This window comes from Nitrosomonas halophila (genome assembly GCF_900107165.1).
GTDB lineage: Bacteria > Pseudomonadota > Gammaproteobacteria > Burkholderiales > Nitrosomonadaceae > Nitrosomonas > Nitrosomonas halophila.
This window is the reverse complement of the sequence record NZ_FNOY01000036.1, coordinates 1-19,649: the sequence shown is the minus strand read 5'-3', so window position 1 is coordinate 19,649 and position 19,649 is coordinate 1. Positions and strand designations below refer to the sequence as shown.

Here is a 19,649-nt window from a genome sequence, read left to right as displayed (position 1 = left end):
GATTGCCGCGCGGCCTGCGCGGTTCGCTGCGACGAGCGAGGATTGCGCTCTGATCCTGATCAAGCATTGCTCATGGCAGTTGCCTATTCAGATTCGAGCAATTGTTGAGTGGCCGGTGCGCTTGCGCACCCTAATGACGGGTTATGACTGGTCCATGCTATTCTGCTGGCACACGCCTGATTTGCGCCCCCAATTGGACCAGTTTCCGTTCGATCTGCTCATATCCCCGGTCCAGATGGTAGATACGGTCGATGACCGTTTCTCCCTGGGCGATCAAGCCGGCAATGACCAGGCAGGCCGATGCACGCAGATCGGTTGCCATGACATGCGCGCCCCCCAGTTCGGGGATGCCGTATACGATCGCGGTATTGCCTTCGACATGAATGACGGCATTCAGGCGCTTCAATTCCTGGACATGCATAAAGCGGTTTTCGAAAATGGTTTCGGTCATGATGGCGATTCCGTCGGCGATACTATTCAAGGCCATGAATTGCGCCTGCATGTCGGTCGGAAATGCCGGATAGGGCGCGGTTCGCAAGCTGACCGAGCGGGGGCGGTGATTCATGCTCAGGTGTATCCAGTCTGTGCCGGTATCGATATTCGCACCCGCCTCGATCAGTTTGTCCAGAACCGCATCCAGCGTGTCGGCGCGTGTCCGGGTCAAATGCACTTCACCACCGCAGGCGGTCACGGCGGTCAGAAAGGTGCCGGTTTCGATCCGGTCGGGCATGATGGAATGTGCGCCACCATGCAGGCATTCCACGCCTTCGATGACGATGGTATTACTGCCGGCGCCTTGTATATTGGCGCCCATGCTGATCAGGCAATTCGCGAGATCGATCACTTCCGGCTCGCGGGCCGCGTTTTCCAGAATGGTGGTCCCCGAAGCGAGCGTGGCCGCCATCATCAGATTCTCGGTGCCAGTTACTGTCACGATATCCATGATGATGCGCGCACCCGATAAACGCTGGGCCTGGGCCCGGATATAGCCATGCTCGATACTGATTTCGGCCCCCATTGCCTGCAGGCCCTTGATATGCTGATCGACCGGGCGCAAACCAATCGCGCAGCCGCCCGGCAAGGAAATATGCGCCTGACCGGTCCGCGCCAGCAGCGGGCCGAGCACCAGAATGGCAGCACGCATGGTCTTGACCATATCGTAAGGGGCGGTCGGATTCGTGATGCTGGCTGCGGATAACTCTGCTTCCCCCGTATCGTTTGCTAAAATACGCACGCCGATTTGTTTGAGCAGCGCGAGCATGGTCGATACATCCTTGAGTCGGGGAAGATTCCGGACCGCAAGAGTGTCGGCAGTCAGCAACGACGCGCAGAGCACGGGCAAGGCGGCATTCTTGGCCCCGGAAATGCTGACTTCGCCACAGAGTTCCACGCCACCCTGAATAATGAGTTTTTGCATGGATCCAGATCCCTATTAAAGATTAGAAAACTGCCGCTAGGGGCGCTTATAACATTACTATTTTATCGTACTATCCAAGGAGCAAGCATGAGCAAATTTATCGTCCAGACCCAAGACGCCCCACAGGCGATCGGCACATATTCCCAGGCAGTGCGGGTGGTGCAGGAGGAAACCGTTTATCTGTCCGGGCAAATCGGACTCGATCCAGTCAGCATGGAAATGGTACAGGGGATCGATGCGCAGATCGAGCAAGTGATCGCCAATCTGCGTGCGGTGGCGATTGCCAGTGGCGGCAATCTCGCTGATATTGTCAAACTGAATGTCTATCTGACCGACCTCAATCATTTCGCCAAGGTAAACGAAATCATGGGCAAACATTTCAGCCAGCCCTATCCGGCGCGCGCCGCAATCGGCGTGGCTGCGCTGCCGCGCGCTGCGCTGGTCGAGATGGATGCCGTCATGTCGCTGGAAAAAGCCTGAACGTCGCCGCAGGCCTGACTTGGATACCTTTACCTTGAGCAGCTGGCACATTGCCGGCGGTGGTGCGCGCATGTGGAGCAGGTTGTTCGCCAATTGTCCCCGCCGCAGGGTTGGTGATAGCCAGCGAGGGCATGCAGGTTGAATGCCCCGCATGCATTTCTCGATACGCTCAGTGACAGCCTGCAACAAAAGCTGCACAAGCTGGGTCTGCTGAGCGATTTCGATCTGGTTCTGCATTTGCCGCTGCGCTATGAGGATGAAACGCGGCTGTCACCCATCAGTGAGGGGGTGCCAGGTCAGGTAGCGCAGATCGAGGGCATGGTCAGCGAGCGGGAGGTGCTGACTCGCCCGCGGCGGCAGCTGGTTTGCAAACTGCATGACGGCAGCGGCACATTGTGCCTGCGTTTTTTTCATTTCTATGCCAGCCAGGTAGCGGCCTGGTCGCCAGGGACGCGATTGAGAGTGCTGGGCGAAGTCCGCGCCGGTTTTGGCGGGCTGGAAATGATCCATCCGAAATGCCGGGTGGTGCAAGCCGGAATGGGTCTCGCGACAGCGCTGACGCCGGTTTATCCGGTGACGGCCGGCTTGCCGCAACGGACGCTTGCCAAACTCATCAGGCAGGCATTCGAACATGTTCAGCAGGCGGCGCTGCTGACAGAAATCATTCCTGAAGCGGTGCTGACGACCCATCGCCTGCCTGCATTCGAGGCCAGCTTGGCCTTTTTGCACCGTCCGCCCGCGGGCACCCCCATGCAGGGACTGCAGGCACGCACCCATCCAGCCTGGCGCCGGGTGAAATTTGATGAATTGCTGGCCCAGCAACTTTCCATGCGTGCCCACTATCGCCAGCGGCGCAGTCACCGGGCGCCTGTTCTGCATCGGCCAGACAGCTTGCTGAAGGCGTTGCTGTCATCACTCGCATTCACCCTGACCGAAGCCCAGCGCAAAGTGGTTGCCGAGATCAGCCGCGATCTGGCGCAACCGCACCCCATGCAACGGTTGTTGCAGGGGGATGTCGGCAGTGGCAAGACGGTGGTGGCGGCGTTGGCCGCCCTGCAGTCGATAGGCAATGGTTTTCAGGCGGTCATCATGGCGCCGACCGAAATCCTGGCCGAGCAGCATTACCAGAAACTATCGGTTTGGTTCGCACCACTGGGTGTGTCAGTCGCCTGGCTGTCCGGCAGCCAGAAGAAAGCCGAGCGCAAGCTCGAGCTGGAAAAAATCACTGGCGGATTGGCCATGCTGGTGATCGGCACGCATGCATTGTTTCAAGAGCCGGTTCAATTCGACCGGCTTGGATTGGTGATCATCGACGAGCAGCACCGGTTCGGCGTCAGTCAGCGGTTGGCATTGCGCATGAAGGGCATGGAGGCGGACGGCGTGCCGCACCAGCTGATGATGAGCGCCACCCCCATCCCGCGCACGCTGTCCATGAGCTATTTTGCGGACCTGGATGTATCGGTGATCGATCAATTGCCGCCGGGCCGTTCTCCGGTGGTCACCAAATTGATCGACAGCAGCCGGCGAGAGCAGGTAGTTGCGCGTATCCGTGAAGCTTGCCATGCTGGCCGGCAAGCCTATTGGGTCTGTCCGTTGATCGAGGAATCGGAAGCATTGCAGCTCCAAACAGCGGTGGAAACCTACCAAACCCTCAATCAGACTTTCCCCGATCTTAAAACCGCCCTCATTCACGGCCGACTGGACAGCCACGAAAAATCCGCCATCATGGCGGCTTTCAGCCAGGGGGCGGTACAACTACTGGTGGCCACAACCGTGATCGAAGTGGGCGTGGACGTGCCCAATGCGTCGTTAATGGTGATCGAGCATGCCGAGCGGATGGGGTTGTCGCAGCTGCACCAGTTGCGCGGCCGGATCGGGCGCGGAGCCGATACCGGAATTTGCATATTGATGTACCAGCAGCCGCTGTCCGAAGTGGCGCGCAAGCGCCTGCAAGTCATTTTCAAGCATACCGATGGCTTTGAAATTGCGCGCCAGGATCTTTTGCTGCGAGGGCCGGGTGAGTATCTGGGCACCCGTCAGAGCGGGGTGCCGATGCTGCGTTTTGCCGATCTGGAGCAGGATGCCGATCTGCTCGAAGCAGCCAGGGCTGTCGCGGACACCTTGCTGCGTGATTACCCGCAGCAAGCGCAATGGCATATGCGCCGCTGGCTGGGGAGCCGGAAGGATTATCTGCGGGTATAGTGATTGCGGTATTCGGTGAGACTGCGATGACGCACCAGCACATGGGTCAGATCGCGAAAGTGGAGCGCGAGCTTTTCAGCAAAATAGACCGAACGGTGCTGGCCGCCGGTACAGCCGATCGCAACCGTCAGATAAGCCCGATTGTCCCGCATGTAGACGGGTAGCCAGGTGTCGAGAAAGCAGCGGATGTCCTGGGTCATCCTGGATACCTCGGGCAGTGCTTCCAGGAAACCGATGACCTCCGGGTCAATGCCGGTCAATTCTCTCAGCTTGGGGTCATAGTGTGGATTCGGGATGCAGCGCACGTCGAATACCAGATCGGCATCCAGCGGGATGCCATGCTTATAACCGAACGATTCGAACAACAGTGTCAGGGGCGATGGTGTTTTGCATTCCGCAATGAAATCCTTGATGAACAGCCGCAGCGCATTGGGTCCCAGCGAGCTGGTATCGATATGGTGGCCCAGGGCAGCCAGCGTGGCCAGCGCCTCGCGTTCGCGCTGGATCGCCTCTTCCAGGGTGATGTTTTCAGCTGTCAGGGGATGCCTGCGGCGCGTTTCCGAAAAGCGCTGAATCAGGATATCGTTGCGGGCATTGAGAAAAATGAACCGGGTCTGGATCTGCTGGGCGTTGAGTGTTTCCAGTTGCTGGGGCAGCATGGTGATGCTTTCCCCGCTGCGCATATCGATCGCTACTGCGACATGGCGGTGCTGGCGCCCCCGCGAGTGATCGACCAAGTTCACGATCAAGGGTGCGGGCAGATTGTCGACGCAGTAATAGCCCGCGTCTTCCAGGACATTGAGCGCGATTGATTTGCCTGATCCGGACAGGCCGCTGATGATGACGACTTGCATGCGCAGAGTATATAGCAAAGCTATGCGATGCAATGCGGATTGTCATCATGGTATAAGCTATAAGCTGGTCATGCGAGCTCCAATATGGGCCTCGCGGCCGAATGGTGCCGGATGCGGTATGCGTAAAAACTGGGGTGGTATTTCAGAACAGGGAGTCATTCATGAAAGCGGTCGACAGCAATCAACGTTTAGGACTTGCGTTATCGGGAGGCGGATTCAGGGCCTCTTTTTTTCATATCGGCGTACTGGCGCGCATGGCGGAAATGGGCATGCTCAAGCATGTCGAATCCATCTCGACTGTTTCCGGAGGGTCGATCGTTGGGGCTGCTTATTATTTGTTGCTGAAGGAGCTGCTGGAATCGAAAACCGATCAGGAGATTACCGATGCCGACTATGTTGCGCTTGTGCAGTACCTGGAGAGCCATTTTCTGGCAGCTGTTCAGCATAATTTGGCTATGCGCACTTTCGCCAATCCCTTCAAGAACATGCGCATGGTCATGCCGAATTATTCGCGCTCCGATACCATCGGCGAACTTTATGAGCGCATCATTTACCGGCCGCTGATCGATGTCGGAGAGCGGCGGATACGCATGAGTGATTTGCTGATCCAGCCTAAAGGCATGGAGCAGACTTTTCATCCCTGGGACAGCGTATTGGGCAATCCCCGGCGTAAGCACAAAGTCCCCGTGCTGATTCTGAATGCCACCAGTCTCAATTCCGGCCATAGCTGGCATTTCACAGCCATGAGCATGGGGGAAGAGCCGCCCCGCAATGCTAATTTTCGCGATATCGATAAAAAGGATCGTTACCGGCGCGTCCGTTATGAGGACATTACCACCCGTAAACCTTATTTCCTGCTCGGCAACGCGGTGGCGGCATCCGCCTGCGTGCCGGGCCTGTTCCCACCGCTGGCGGTTTCCAACTTATACCAGGATTGCCGGGTGCAACTGGTCGATGGCGGTGTATTCGATAACCAGGGGATTGCAGGCTTGTTCGATCCGGATTGCCTGTGCACGGATTTCATCGTGAGCGACGCGGCTGGACAGGCGGATGCGAGCGACAATCCCAAAACCGATCTGCTTTCGGTCCTGGCCACCAGCAGCTCGATTCTGGCCGGACGTGTACGCGAAGAGATGGTCAACAATCTGATACAGACACAAGCCGCTCGTACCGCCTATTTTCATTTGACACGTGGATTGTTCGCCCGGGATATCGAATATAACAACCAGCCCAGCGTGATCCGGCCCAGCCCGGTCATGAGCACAGGGCTGGTGTCATCCACCACCTTCGAAGTGGCCGAATCAGCGCAGCGTGAACTATCAAAAATCCGCACCGACCTGGATGCCTTCACGGATGTGGAAGCCGGCTGCCTGGCAGCAGATGGCTATCAAATGTCGGCCCCGCAGCTGGCAAAACTGAAGCAATATACTGCTGCGTCCGTAGCAGTATATTGGCAATTCAGCCGTTACCGGCCCTTGCTGAAAGAGGGAGACAGCAGAATGTTGGACCAATTGGCACTGGCGCGTCATCAATATTTCAAACCCTTGCTGTATGCGCTCAAAGGGGTGGCGAATGGCAAGCAGTCATTGGGGTTGGCGCTGGTCAGCCTGCCGGCCATAGCGAGTCTGGTGCTGATCGTCTGGCTGATCAATCAGCTAATGAAGGATATGCTGGGTATCGATTTTCTGCAAATCATGACCAGCCCTGCAAGTTTTCAGCAATTCCTGTTCGATATCGCACCCGCTGCGTATTTCCTGCTGATCGCGCTGGTGTTGTCTAAAATCGCGGATTTATTTTACCAGGGCAGTGGAAAGTGGCTCGGATGGCTGCACAGGATCCTGAAAGGCCCACTGGCGCTTATCACCGTCCTGGCGATACGGATTGTATTGCCAGCGGTATTTGCCATTCCCGTCATCATTTATCTTCACACCATCGATAAATATTTCATAAAGGTCATGGGGAAATACTGAACCGATGAATGATTTTCTCATGTAGGGCGCTAGGCGGCGCGTCTTCCAACGGCGACACAACTGAGCACAATCAGTGCAGCGGCAAGCTGGGAGGTTTCGACCGATTCGCCCAGAATGAGCGCTGCGCTCAGGAGGGTCAGGAACGGCTGTAGTAATTGAAGCTGCCCGATCTGGGCGATGCCGCCCATCGCCAGCCCTTGGTACCAGGCAATGAACGCCAGATACATGCTGACGATGCTGACATAGGCAAAGCCAAGCAGGCTGACCCATTCGACTGCAAAAATATCGGCGGGAGCGGTCATGACAGCTGGCGGCAGCAGTACCGGGACTGAAACCAGCAATGCCCAGCTGATGGTTTGCCAGGCGCCGATTTCCTTGGATAAGCGTGCGCCCTCGGCGTAGCCATATCCAGCCACTGTCACACCGATCAGCAACATGATATCGGCGGATTGCAAAGCTCCAGCGCCGGAGCTGAAAGCGAAAGCGAGGATGACAGCGCACCCGATCAGGGTTGTCAGCCAGAAGAGCCAGTTGGGCCGCTCTCCCGCCAGTTGAATGGCAAACAAGGCTGTGGTGAGCGGAATCAGGCCGACGATCACGGCGCCGTGAACGGCTGGCACAGTTTCCATGGCGAATGCTGTCAAGAGCGGGAACCCCACGACCACGCCCAAAGCCGTGCAGGCTAATCGCAGCCATTGACGGCCAGATGGCAGCGGCGAGCGGGTGATCCAGAGTGCAATGGCTGCGAGCACGGCGGCAATCAAGGCCCTGCCCAGACCGACAAAAGCGGGCTCGAGTCCCTGGAGAGCCAAACGGGTGGCCGGCAGCGTCAGACTGAAGCCCAGTACGCCCAGCAGACCCAGCGCCAGGCTGTGTCGATGATTGGCTGTAAGTGTTGTCGCCTGCGCGAATTTCTGCATAATTTCCTGATGAGTGATTGTGGATGGCTGCTGTGGTCCGGATCTTGCTGGCCGGGCGCCCTATATGGCTGAAATAGTGCCGTCGGGAATAAACCCGCAAGCGCTGGTTGAATGCGATTCAGAGCGTGTGGATGGGTGGCTGATGGCGGTTGCTGCCGACGCAAACTGAATGGATGGTCTTCTTCAAGTTGGCAAGGGTGCGCTTGCGCACTACTAAACGATGGCAGCCAGAGGCTGCCCATGCCGGCTCGGCCTTAATCGAATTCGAAATTGTAAAATAAATCGACAGAGCTGTCTTCACCGGCGCGAGTAACTACCGAGACATTCGGAAACAGGCTATAGGTCAATCTGGCGATACCGGCCGAGGTGGCAGTCAGGCCGCGTTCATAGCTCAGATATGCGCGTTCGGACAGGCGCTTGCCGACCATACCCACCTGGCTGGCTAACGCATTTTCGCCACTGCGTTGCTGGATCGAAAACTCATCGAGACCCAGTCCGCGGCTGATGTTGTCCATGATGCCTTCATCGGCTTGGCCACCAAAAATGGATCCAGCCGCGCTCAGCAATAGCGCGCTATCCAGTCCGCCTGCATCGGGCGCGCGACCAAGAACAATCCAGGCCAGTTTCTCCGAATCCGGCACTTCGGGCCGTGACACCAGTCTGATTTGCGGCCGCCGGACTGTGCCTGTCACTTCCACGCCGGCTTCCACTTGTGCGGTCGAACGGACTTCCAGTGCGGTCAGGCCGGCATCCTGGTAACGCTGGTGATCGACCATGCCGGAAAGCTCTCCCTCGGCGGCGCCTGGTGGCAGGGCGCTGCGCACGGCTAGGATGTTCAATCCCGGATTGTCAAGCGGGCCATCGAAGTTGACGATGCCGCGCCTGACCAGCAGCTGCTGGCCATAGGCTTCGAAGCGGGTATCGCGCGTGGCGATGCTGCCGGTCGCCCTGAGCGCCTTGCCGGGCCGGCTGCGTATCCGTAACTGACCCGCCAGCCGGCCTTCCAGTCCGGAAGCACGCAAGAAAAATTGCTCGCCTAGATCGAGTGTGGCATCGAGATTGACTTGCAAGCCTGCCGCCTTGGGTTCTGTCTCTGTCTGGCTGATAATCACCACATCGTCAGCCAGCCCGGGCATGCCTTTTTCCGGTTGCCGCAGGAAACCCACATTGGAAACGATCTTGCCCTGGATATCGAGCATGCGTTCCTTGAGCCCGACCTGACTGTTGCCGGAAACGACAATCCAGCGCTCGGTCTGCTGAACGAGCGGCAAATGATCCAGTTCGATAGTCAGTGTGCTTTGCTGCGTGCGCAAATTCAGATTGCCCTGCATTTCCAGCTTACCCGACTGGCGCGCCAGCTTCACGTTTCTCAGCAAACGGTCTTTGGAGAGTTTCTCAAGCGGCGCGGTGAAATTCAGAGTATCCAGCTGGAGCATATCCTGATCGAGGCGGATGGCCAGCTTGCCATCCTGCAAATGGAGACCCTCGTCCAGCAGCGTGACAGTCAGCGCTTCGCCTGAAATATCGCCTTGCAGCGCCGGTTGTTCGAAAGTGCCTGCCAGCGCGACATGCGCCGCAAGCCGGCCGCCGCTGCGCAGATTGTCGTCCAGCACCGGCCCCAGCCAGGCAAGATCGGGCAGATCGAATCGCAAATTGCCATTAAGTTGGGCATCCTGGGCGATTTCCCAGGCGGTGTCGGTGGGCTGCAAGGGGAGGTTGATCTGGGCGCTGGTGTCGCCGATATGTTTGCCCCGGACGGCCAGCTGACCGTTCAGATTGTTGCCTTCCGCCAGCACAGTGAGCGACAGTGTCTCCAGGCCGACCGCAAACGGCGTCTCCAGCGGCAGCGCCAGATCTCCCCGTTCCCGCTGGATGCGCACGCGTCCATTCAACTGCTGATCGGCCGCAAGCTGCCAGCTGCCACCCAGTCTGAGCGGTTCGAAGTCGTCGGCTGGCGCGTGGTTGGGCCGTAAAGTGATGTGGGTGAAAGCGCCTTGCGTTGACCATTGCCGGGGCGTCCAGCGGGTCTCATGCAGGTTGACCTCGCCATTGGCGACCAGTATCCGCGCCGCACCCAGTGTGACCAGCTCGGGACTGATCAGGACAGCGGGGCGGGTGGCCAGCTCGAACGGAACCGTGCCCGTCATGGCCAATTGCTCAATTGCGCCTCGCCACTGAAACGGTTGCGATGCCTGGTCGTCGATGGACAAGCCGCCACTGGCCTGGAACTGTGCCTGGGTCGAGGGATCGATATCGCTCTTCAGCGACAACCTATGCCGTGCCTGGGTGCCGGTCAGTCCGACCGACAGCGTCTGGAAATAAGTTTCCGTCCCCATGCGATAGTCGCTTGCCTGCAGATCGAGCCCGATGGCGGTGCCGTGCAGGCTGCCTTTGGCCTTGAGCTGGGCCAGCTGATGTGCGTCTTGGAAGTTGATGCGCTGCGCACCGATATCGAATGCCAAGCCTGGCCGGTCGAGCATGCCAGTGAGCGTGATGCGCGCATCCAGATTGCCTTGCAACCCCACACCCAGTTGCGCGAGGTTGGGAGCGGTCAGGGTGAGCAGCAGCTGGTCTTTTGCCTGTCCCAGCCTGCCTTTCAGTTCGAGCCGGTTATCGCCCAGGCGCAAGCGGGTATCGCTCTGCACGCGCTGGGGGTGATCGAGTTTCAGCGTGCCCTGGCCGGAGAGCGGCTGGTTGGCAAAATGGCTCGGTTTGATCGTGAAATCCATGCTGGCGACCGGTTCGGGCGCGAGCTGGCCAGCCAGCTTGAAACCGGCGTTGAGATCCGAGCGGGGCGCATCGACGAAGGCGGAAACATCGAATTGCTTGAGCAAACCTTCGAAGGTGAAAGGCTGTGCCTCGTCCAGCTGCAGCCTGCCATGGCCGGACAGGCTGGAATCGCCGTGCACCAGCTTGAGGGTTTCAATCATGACGGCCGCAGCCGCGTGCGAGAGCGCCATTTCCAGGTTGAGCCGCTGAGCCTTGTCGTGCAGAGTGATATGCCCCTGTTGCGCGCTGGAATCACCATCGAACTGCAGCTTGCCGGACAGCTTGGCCGGGCGCAGGCTGGTATCCAATGTGGCTGGATCGAGCCGTGTGACCCCGATGCTTGCCGACCCCGATTGGTCCTCGATGCGCCATAGCAAGTTGCCGGACAGGCTGCCTTTGGGGCTGTCCTGCCCTGACAGCCTGATCGCGAGCGCATCCAGCGCGATGGTTTGATCGCTGATGGCAAGCAATGTGCGGAGTTCGCGCAAGGGCAGCCCCTCCTGATCAAGCGGGCGGGCCATCGGATTGTTGATATGCAAATGACCCTGCAGCGGCCCGGTTTCGTTTGCCTTCAGTTCGCTCTGCAAACTCAGGTCGGCCTGCGGCAGATCCGGCGAGTAGCGGTGCGGATTCAATCCGCTTACTGCCAGATGCAGCATCGACAGGGGCAACTTCGCAAACGGATGCAGGCGCAGTCTGCCTTGCCCTGCCAATGGACCGTCTTTGATCGCGAGCATGACATCGGTTTGAGTTAGATTGCCCGCCAGACGCAGGGCGGCGTGACCAGGCAGATCGGCCTCGCTGCTTGCCCCGGGCCAGCTGTGCAAAACCAATTGTCCGCTCAGGTCGAAGGGTGAGTCTGCGCCGATCAGCAAGTTGCCTGCGATCCGGGCCGCTTCGTGTTCGAGCGTAAAGGTGCGCACGCGGTGCAAGCGGCCATCACTTTCCAGCCGCAAGGCCAGGTGGGTCAGGACAAGGTCTGGTGTCTCGTTACCGAGGGTGAATATTCGCAACGACAGGATGCCGATCTTGTCGATCGCGATGCCAAGCGGGATGCGTAGGCTTTCGGGCATGGTTGCCGGTTCCTCTTCTTCCGCCGGTACGGTGTGCAGCGCGACATCACGGGCGGTGAGGGTTTCGATGATCAAGTCACCCGTCAATAGGCGCCGCGGTTGCCAGCGGAAAGTCAGATCTTTCACCTGGGCGTGCAGCGCGTCCTCCCGGTAGGCGATCGACTGGGCCTGAAGTGACTGCAAACTGCCGCTCACCCCGGAAAAGGCCAGCGCGCCGCCGGTGGCGCTGGAAGCCGTGGTCAGCAGCCACAGCAGGCCTGAGGGCGTGTAGATCAGCCAGTATGCGCCACTAGCCAGTGACAGCAACAGCAGCATCAGGCCTGTCAGCAGCCATTTCCGGAATGAACGCCGGGGCGCTGGCGTTTCGGGCGTGTTGTCGTCGTGATTGTCGTTCATATCCGTATATGTTTCTATACCATTTATTTAACGTCAAACTCTGCCCGCTGCCAGCAACCGCTTCGCATAACAAAAACCAGTGCACCCTGTGGCAACACAGAATTCCAGATTTTTCGGTAACCCTGCATCACCATGATTGATACAGCCTCCTGGCGCAGGCATTCCCAGGCAGCTTCTCAGAAGGCGACGGCAATCGAGAAATGAAAGCGCAGGGTGCCGGTATCATGCCGCCTGGCCAGATCCAGTGCAAACGGACCGGCCGGACTGCGCCAGCGCACGCCGCCGCCGTAGCCTAGCCCCAGTTTGAAATCCCGCCAGCGATCGGCTGCATCACCGGCATCGGCAAACACAGCGGCACCCCAATTATCCGTAAACCAGCGCACATATTCGAGCGTGCCGGTGGCCATGGTGCGCCCGCCGACAATCGCTTTACCTTCGCGCACCCCCAGGCTCAGAAAGTCGTAACCGCGGATAGACTGGATGCCACCGGCCCGGAACAGGTATTCCTGGGGCAGTCCCTGGCGGGAAGACGCGAGGGTGTAGCCGACTTCCGCGCGCAGGTGCAAGGTATCGCGCGCGCCGATTGGCCACCAATGCATGTGGCGCGCGTAGCTGCGGATGAAATCACGTTCCGACAGCACATGACGGGTGCCACCACCCAGCCGCATTTCAGACACATAGCCGTTGCGCACATAGATCGGGTCATCGATGTTGCGGTAACGTCCCCAGAAATCCAGCGCCAAGGTCTCGTTGACAGTTTTGGGTGCGCCAGCAGGCCGCCGTTCCTCACGCTGCCAGTTCAAACCCAGCTGCATCATGGAATTGGCGGTGGTGCGAATCCTGGAGAAATCGGCGCGCTGGTTGAAAGTCTTCAGGTTTTTGATGTCGGTCATTTCGACTCTGCCGCCAAAGGTATAGTGATAATGGTTGGCATCGGGCAATGTATCCACCCGGGCTGAAAAAGTCTGACGCTTCTGCTCCAGGCGCAACAAGCTGCCCAGACTCCACGCACGCCCCAGGAAGTTGTAGTCGCGGTAGTTGATTTCGCCGCGTGCGCCATTGTTGGAACTATAGCCGACACCGGCTCCAATCCGCTTGGCGTGTGCTTCGATCAGGGTGATGTCGACAGGCACGGCTTCATGCAGAGCCGGATCCGGTTCGATGGAGACAGCCACTGTGTTGAACAGTGGGCTGTTTTGCAGCCTTGCCTGGTAGGCGAGCAATTGATCCCGGCGGTAAGGATCGCCGCTGCGGAAAGGCATTTTAAGCTGCAGGACGTCCAGATCGTAGCGTTCCAGGCCGGTGGTCTGCAGATCCCCGAAGCGGAAAGCCGGGCCGGAGTCGATCACGACATTCAAATATGCCTGGGCGGTTTCCGGATCGACTTGCGCCTGGCTTTCGGTAATGCGGGCGGCGGCATAATCCCGTTCCATGACACTCGACAATAAAGCGGTTTTGGCATCTTCCCAGCGGGCGCTGCGGAAAACCTTACCGGGTGTGAGCGGCCAGTCGTCACGCAGTTTCTGGACGCGTGCGCGGCGTTCGGGGGTGTCGTCCGCCAGATCACCCAGGAATTCGATCGACAGGCTGGCGACCCGTGTGCGCGGGCCAGGCACGAGATTCAGTTGATGGGGCTGGCCGGGTGCTGGCGCGGGTGTGAATTCGATTTCCGGCGTGAAATAGCCCTCGGTTGCCAGCAGGCCGCTGATCTCCCGTTTGACCCTGCGCACGAAAATCGCCTGGCTGGTGGCATCCGCAAAGGGCTGATCGGGAAAAGTAATATATTGTTCTATCAGCTTCTTGATCGAGGCGGGCGCATCCAGTGTGATCAGGGTGGTTTTTTTAGCCGGCGCCGGTTCGGGCTCGGCACAAGCCATCCCGCACCCGAGCAGGAAAAACAGGCACCCCGGCAACAACCAGGTGACCCATAATGATGCACGCCGCAATCGGTTATACGCGTTCGATATATTCACCAGTGTCAGTATTGATCTTGATTTTTTCTCCCTGCACCAAGAAGGATGGCACCATGACAACCAACCCGGTTTCCAGCGTTGCCGGTTTGTAGGAGCTGGTGGCAGTTGCGCCCTTGAGAGTGGGTTCGGTTTCGACGACCGTCAGCACGACGCTGGACGGAAGCTGCACCCCGATCGGCCGGTCATTATGAAAATTGACCAGCACATCGGTATTGGGCAGCAGGTATTCGCTTTGGCCTTCGAGAAACTCCTGCGACAGACTGAGTTGCTCATAGGTTTGTTGATCCATGAATATGTAGTTATTGCCTTCCTGGTAGAGGAAGGTCATGGCGCGTGGCTCAACGATTGTGCGCTCGACTTTTTCATCGGTGCGGATGCGTTGGTTGACCTTGGTGCCGCTTTCGATGTCCTTCATTTCGACCTGCATGAACGCACCGCCACGTCCGCCGACATGAACATGATAACATTTCAGGACACGCCAGATACGCTTGTCCCATTCGATCAGATTGCCAACACGAATTTCAGTTGCGAGAATCCTGGCCATGATGTGCGAGCTGTTTCGATGAAAACACCCATTCTACAACAAAAAATACCATGACCCTGTCCCCCCCGTTTCATCAGGATTGCCGCGATTGTCCGCGGCTTGCGCAGCATCTGGATGCCGTGCGCAGCGCTCATCCCGATTATCACGCCCGGCCAGTGCCTCCGTTTGGCGATGCCGCAGCCCGGCTGCTGATCATCGGCCTCGCGCCGGGACTGCATGGCGCCAACCGCACCGGCCGGCCGTTCACGGGCGACTACGCCGGTATTCTGCTGTACCAGACCCTGCACAAGTTTGGCCTTGCCAGCCACAGTGAATCGGTTGCGGTGGATGACGGATTGACGCTCTCCCATTGTCGGATCACCAACGCGGTCAAGTGCCTGCCCCCGGCGAACAAACCCGAGCCGGGTGAGGTCAAACGTTGCAACGCTTATCTCAAGGCGGAGCTGGAAGCATTCATCGCGGGGGGCGGCCAGGCCTGCCTGGCATTGGGCACAGTTGCACATCGCGCCGTCCTGATGGCGCTCGGCCAACCGGCCAAGGCATTTCCTTTCGCCCATGGCGCAAGGCATGCGCTTGCCAGTGGCCTCACGCTGTATGACAGCTATCATTGCAGCCGCTACAATACCCAGACCAGACGCCTGACAGAGCCGATGTTCGAACAGGTGTTTGCCCAAATTTGCCAGGATCTGGTCATTCAAAAATAATTTCTCCAGGAGAATGCACGATGCCTTATGTCAACATCCGGCTGGCCGGTAAACTCAGCCGCGAACAAAAGCAGCAAATCGCCCAGGAAATCACCGATACCCTGGAGCGTGTCGCGAATAAACCCAAGTCCTATACCTATATCGCCTTCGATGAGAAACCGCATGACAGCTGGGCGATTGGCGGCAAACTGTTGGGTGACGATAAATAACGCACGCCTTGTCCGAAAACAGTTTCGATGGCAAAGCTTTTGTCCTGACCCTGCCCACGCAGCCGGGCGTCTACCGCATGCTGAATGCGACCGGCGACGTGATCTACGTGGGCAAGGCGATCGACCTGCGCAAGCGAGTCGCCTCCTATTTCCAGAAATCAAACCTATCGCCGCGCATCCAGCTGATGGTGTCGCAGATCACCGCGATCGAGACGACCGTCACGCGCTCGGAAGCGGAAGCGCTGATACTGGAAAACAACCTGATCAAAAGCCTCGCCCCGCGCTATAACATCCTGTTCCGGGACGACAAATCCTATCCCTACCTGGTGCTGACCCGGCACGATTTCCCTAGGTTGGCGTTTTACCGCGGCGCGTTGGACAACCGCAATCAGTATTTCGGGCCGTTTCCCAACGCGGGCGTGATCAAGTCCAGCATCCAATTGCTGCAGAAAGTATTTCGCCTGCGCACCTGCGAAAACTCGGTATTCGACCACCGCACCCGCCCCTGTCTGCTTTACCAGATCAAGCGCTGCAGCGGGCCCTGTGTCGGCCTGGTGACACCGGAGGCATACCGGGAAGATATCAGAAGCGCCACCTTGTTCCTGCAAGGCAAGCAAATGGAAGTGCTGAAAACCATCGAGGCAAAAATGCTGCAGGCGGCCGAGGCGCAGGACTATGAACAGGCCGCAATGTTCCGCGACCAGATGCAGGCGTTGCGCAAGATCCAGGAAAAACAGTTTGTCGACAGCAGCAAGGCGTTGGATGCGGATGTGATCGCCTGCGTCGCTCAAGCGGACGGCAGCCATATCGCCGTCAACCTGGTCATGATCCGTGGTGGACGCCATCTGGGCGACAAGACATTTTTCCCGAAAAACGTGCAGGGGCACGATACCGCCGCCGTGCTGGAAGCCTTCATCGCCCAGCACTACCTCAACCGCAGCGTCCCGGCGCTGATCATCCTGGGCGAGAAAATTCAGGCAGCGTTGCTGCAAACGCTGCTATCCGAACAAGCCGGCCATAAAATCACCCTCACCACCCGGCCAGTCGGCGAGCGCCGCAAATGGCTGGACATGGCGACCCAGAACGCTCAGCTCGCGCTGCAGCAAATGCTCACCCGCCAGGCCAGCCAGGAAGAGCGCCTGCAAGCCCTGCAGGAAGCCCTCGATCTGTCCGGTCTGATGCGGATCGAATGCTTCGATATCAGTCATACCATGGGCGAGGCGACAATCGCCTCCTGCGTGGTCTACGACCAGTTTGCCATGCGCAACAACGAATACCGCCGCTACAACATCACCGGCATCACGGCGGGCGATGATTACGCCGCGATGCGCGATGTCCTGCAGCGGCGCTACGCCAAAATCGCCGCCGGTGAGGGCAAACTGCCCGACCTGATCCTGATCGATGGCGGCAAAGGGCAAGTCAACGCTGCCGCCGAAGTCATGATCGAGCTGGGTCTCAACGACATTCCGCTGATCGGTGTGGCCAAGGGCGAAGCGCGCAAACCCGGCCTCGAACAACTGGTCTATCCCCATGAAGATAGAGCCCTGCGCCTGCCAGCCGACCATCCCGGCCTGCACCTCATCCAGCAAATCCGCGACGAAGCCCACCGCTTCGCCATCCAGGGCCACCGGGCCAAACGCGCCAAAGTCCGCACCGCCTCCAACCTGGAACAAATCGCCGGCATCGGCGCCAAACGCCGCCAAAGCCTGCTGACCCGCTTCGGCGGACTCAAAGGCGTCAAAAACGCCAGCATCGAAGAATTGCAGCAAACCGAAGGCATCAGCCGCGCACTGGCGGAGAAAATATATCGGGAGTTGCGGTAGGTCTCAAAACAGTGTTTTCACTGTGAGCACAGCAGGGCAGGGCGCAACAGACTAGCCGAAATAACGGGATTTACCTGCTTTATTACACGATTACTCTGAGCGGATCCGTCATTATTCTTGTGGATTGCGGTGGAATGAAACTGCCTTCATGCCTTTTGCATACAGAGGAGATTTGAACATCGGCAGCTCGAAACGCCGAATAACCCCGTCATCGCGAGGCGCATAGCGCCGTGGCGATTCAGAATTGTTAATATTGCAAACAGCCCGAATTACTTTGCTATGCACCCGCAATGATCGAATTTGATTGGATCAGCATTTTCTTAAAGAAATTTGGCCGCCTACAAAGGTTGTTCGTGGACCTAACAGAGTCTGCTGGATGAAAGCTAAATCTGAGCATCCTCTTGAAATATAAGGATATAGAGTGAAGTTTATCGTGCTAGGTTTCATTTTTGACGTAATGTATTGCGTCATTTCGGACGTATAATTGTAGTTAGCGATCAACTAAGGAGTAATAGTGTCAGTCGGGGATTGGTTCAAAACATTCTGTGTTAACACCAAGGTGAAAAACAAAGAGTCAATATCGCGTCGCTACAAGGCAATTACAAGGCGATTGAATAGTGATTACTGGAACACCACCTCCGATACGTCTCACAGTTTGTACGTAGGTTCATACGGCAGAAACACTGCCGTGAATGGGTTCAGTGATCTGGATATGATATTTCAACTGCCATATTCGGTTTATAAAAAATATAACGAGTATGCCGGTAATGGACAATCCGCGCTGCTGCAGGAAGTAAAACGCTCTATTGAAAAAACCTACTCGACAACGAGTATAAGAGGCGATGGACAAGTAATACTTGTCCCATTTACAGACGGGTTAACCTACGAAGTCGTTCCAGGTTTTATCAATGACAACGATAGTTATACATATCCGGATGCGAACAGCGGCGGATGTTGGCGCGTTACAAATCCGAGGCCTGAGATAAACGCAATAAGAATAAGAAATGATCAATGCAATAAGAATCTAGTTTGGCTCTGCCGGATGATGCGGGTGTGGAAAAATAAGTGGGATGTCCCAATAGGTGGACTTTTGGTAGACACATTGGCTTACCAGTTTATCGAAACGTGGGAGTATAGAGATAAATCATTCATGCATTATGATTGGATGTGTAGAGATTTCTTCAACTTTATGGCCAATCAAGACAAAGAAAAAGCATATTGGAAAGCTCCCGGAAGTGGTCAATATGTCTACGGGAAGGGATTATTCCAATGGAAAGCTAGACGTTGCTGCAATATTGCCATTGAGGCATGTGAGCATGAGTCTGCAACCCCAAAACGTGAGTGGTCGGCGAAGCAAAAATGGAGAGAGGTCTTTGGAAATCAATTCCCAAGCTAAGAATACGTATCTCGAAGATCAAATTCGAGAGTGCTACGGACGAGTGGTGTATTCGCACAAGACACATGAAAAGTGTGCGGATATGCTCCTGTCGCGATTATCGCATATTAAAATCCTTCAGATAGTATTGTCAGCTCTAAGTACAGTTGGGTTTGTGTCTATTATTTTCGGAACAGGACAAGCCGGCGCTGTCGCTGGCGGATGCGTTTCGGCTCTACTTTTAGTGCTAAACGGCTACACAAAAGACTATGATTTAGGCCAAATAGCGCAGAAGCATCGGCAGACGGCAACCGATTTGTGGCTAATACGAGAAAATTACCTTTCACTTCTTACTGATATGAGATCAGATACTTACGATGAGTCTCATGTTAAAGAAAAGAGGGATGAATTGGTGGAGGAGTTACACTCTCTCTACTCTGGCGCGCCAAGCACAAATTACAAAGCCTATAGAAAAGCTCAAAAAGCACTTAAAGAATTAGAGGATCTGACGTTCTCGGACGACGAGATAGATTCCTTTTTACCGACAGGTCTTAAAAGACGCTAACAAAGCATTGCAGCGGACAAGCCGCTGAATGCGGCGTTATGCTTCTGCAGTCTGACATTCGTTGAAATGTCTAACTTAAAGAGCTAAATCAAAAATATTTATAAGGTAAGGATAATGGCGAAACTTCTTGGGAAACTAATTGGAACGATTATTAATATAGTCATGATTCCGATAGTTTTGATTTTGGCAATTCCAGTGGGGATTCTGAAAGCTCGAAGAGCTCAAAAAAGTAGGCTTCTCTTTACTAGTGCTGAGCAGGCCTTATTAGGTAAAGCTCAACGTAACTATTCAGCGAAAAAAATGCAAAAAGTGCTTGACAGGGTTTTTGTGTAAAAAAGCAAGATTACCGATACATTTGGAGTTGCCCGTCAGGGC

The 19,649-nt window shown here is 56.7% G+C and carries 15 protein-coding genes; 9 read left to right on the top strand and 6 right to left on the bottom strand.

Features of this window, described 5'->3' with window-relative positions:
- Positions 1-157 precede the first annotated feature (157 nt).
- Positions 158-1,417 (bottom strand): UDP-N-acetylglucosamine 1-carboxyvinyltransferase, encoded by a 1,260-nt coding sequence (gene murA / locus BLV85_RS09125; RefSeq protein WP_090414476.1) that lies wholly within the window; start codon positions 1,415-1,417, stop codon positions 158-160.
- Between the two features lie 87 nt (positions 1,418-1,504).
- Between murA and BLV85_RS09120 the strand changes: the two genes are divergently transcribed.
- Together BLV85_RS09120 and recG are read left to right on the top strand one after the other, a co-directional pair.
- Positions 1,505-1,897 carry a Rid family detoxifying hydrolase gene (locus BLV85_RS09120; protein WP_090414474.1) on the top strand — a complete coding sequence of 131 codons (393 nt, stop codon included), beginning with the start codon at positions 1,505-1,507 and terminating at the stop codon, positions 1,895-1,897.
- Between the two features lie 138 nt (positions 1,898-2,035).
- Positions 2,036-4,099 carry an ATP-dependent DNA helicase RecG gene (gene recG, locus BLV85_RS09115; RefSeq protein ID WP_090414473.1) on the top strand — a complete coding sequence of 688 codons (2,064 nt, stop codon included), beginning with the start codon at positions 2,036-2,038 and terminating at the stop codon, positions 4,097-4,099.
- Here recG and rapZ read toward each other — a convergent pair.
- Positions 4,084-4,953: an RNase adapter RapZ gene (gene rapZ / locus BLV85_RS09110; RefSeq protein WP_090414497.1), complete on the bottom strand. Its 870-nt coding sequence runs from the start codon at positions 4,951-4,953 to the stop codon at positions 4,084-4,086. The two genes, recG and rapZ, sit on opposite strands and share 16 nt — an antisense overlap.
- 161 nt (positions 4,954-5,114) lie before the next feature.
- Between rapZ and BLV85_RS09105 the strand changes: the two genes are divergently transcribed.
- Positions 5,115-6,923, top strand: coding sequence for a patatin-like phospholipase family protein (locus BLV85_RS09105; protein ID WP_176973988.1), 1,809 nt, complete (start codon positions 5,115-5,117; stop codon positions 6,921-6,923).
- 29 nt (positions 6,924-6,952) lie between these two features.
- Here BLV85_RS09105 and BLV85_RS09100 read toward each other — a convergent pair whose 3' ends face one another.
- The 4 genes from BLV85_RS09100 to efp form a co-directional block, all read right to left on the bottom strand.
- On the bottom strand, positions 6,953-7,843 hold the full coding sequence (locus BLV85_RS09100) for a DMT family transporter (RefSeq protein ID WP_090414468.1): 891 nt from the start codon (positions 7,841-7,843) through the stop codon (positions 6,953-6,955).
- 254 nt (positions 7,844-8,097) lie between these two features.
- The gene (locus BLV85_RS09095) at positions 8,098-12,081 is read right to left on the bottom strand and encodes a translocation/assembly module TamB domain-containing protein (RefSeq protein WP_090414466.1); all 3,984 of its coding nucleotides are present in this window, start codon (positions 12,079-12,081) and stop codon (positions 8,098-8,100) included.
- Between the two features lie 176 nt (positions 12,082-12,257).
- Positions 12,258-14,054, bottom strand: a complete 1,797-nt coding sequence (locus BLV85_RS09090; RefSeq protein ID WP_245725153.1) for an autotransporter assembly complex protein TamA — start codon at positions 14,052-14,054, stop codon at positions 12,258-12,260.
- Complete coding sequence (efp, locus tag BLV85_RS09085) at positions 14,032-14,598, bottom strand: elongation factor P (protein ID WP_090414463.1); 567 nt, start codon at positions 14,596-14,598, stop codon at positions 14,032-14,034. Before efp ends, BLV85_RS09090 begins: the two co-directional genes overlap by 23 nt.
- A 50-nt stretch (positions 14,599-14,648) precedes the next feature.
- Here efp and BLV85_RS09080 point away from each other — a divergent pair, with 50 nt between their 5' ends.
- The 6 genes from BLV85_RS09080 to BLV85_RS09055 all read left to right on the top strand — a co-directional run bounded on the left by BLV85_RS09080 (position 14,649) and on the right by BLV85_RS09055 (position 19,607).
- On the top strand, positions 14,649-15,302 hold the full coding sequence (locus BLV85_RS09080) for a uracil-DNA glycosylase (protein WP_090414460.1): 654 nt from the start codon (positions 14,649-14,651) through the stop codon (positions 15,300-15,302).
- Between the two features lie 20 nt (positions 15,303-15,322).
- The gene (locus tag BLV85_RS09075; RefSeq protein ID WP_090414458.1) at positions 15,323-15,511 is read left to right on the top strand and encodes a tautomerase family protein; all 189 of its coding nucleotides are present in this window, start codon (positions 15,323-15,325) and stop codon (positions 15,509-15,511) included.
- Positions 15,512-15,519: 8 nt separating this feature from the next.
- Positions 15,520-17,334 carry an excinuclease ABC subunit UvrC gene (gene uvrC / locus BLV85_RS09070; protein WP_090414456.1) on the top strand — a complete coding sequence of 605 codons (1,815 nt, stop codon included), beginning with the start codon at positions 15,520-15,522 and terminating at the stop codon, positions 17,332-17,334.
- A gap of 514 nt (positions 17,335-17,848) precedes the next feature.
- On the top strand, positions 17,849-18,730 hold the full coding sequence (locus BLV85_RS09065) for an SMODS domain-containing nucleotidyltransferase (protein WP_090414455.1): 882 nt from the start codon (positions 17,849-17,851) through the stop codon (positions 18,728-18,730).
- On the top strand, positions 18,708-19,274 hold the full coding sequence (locus BLV85_RS09060; protein WP_090414453.1) for an SLATT domain-containing protein: 567 nt from the start codon (positions 18,708-18,710) through the stop codon (positions 19,272-19,274). Before BLV85_RS09065 ends, BLV85_RS09060 begins: the two co-directional genes overlap by 23 nt.
- Positions 19,275-19,388: 114 nt before the next feature.
- A complete protein-coding gene (locus tag BLV85_RS09055; protein WP_090414451.1) occupies positions 19,389-19,607 on the top strand; it encodes a hypothetical protein in 219 nt (72 codons plus the stop codon).
- The last annotated feature ends 42 nt before the right edge of the window (positions 19,608-19,649 follow it).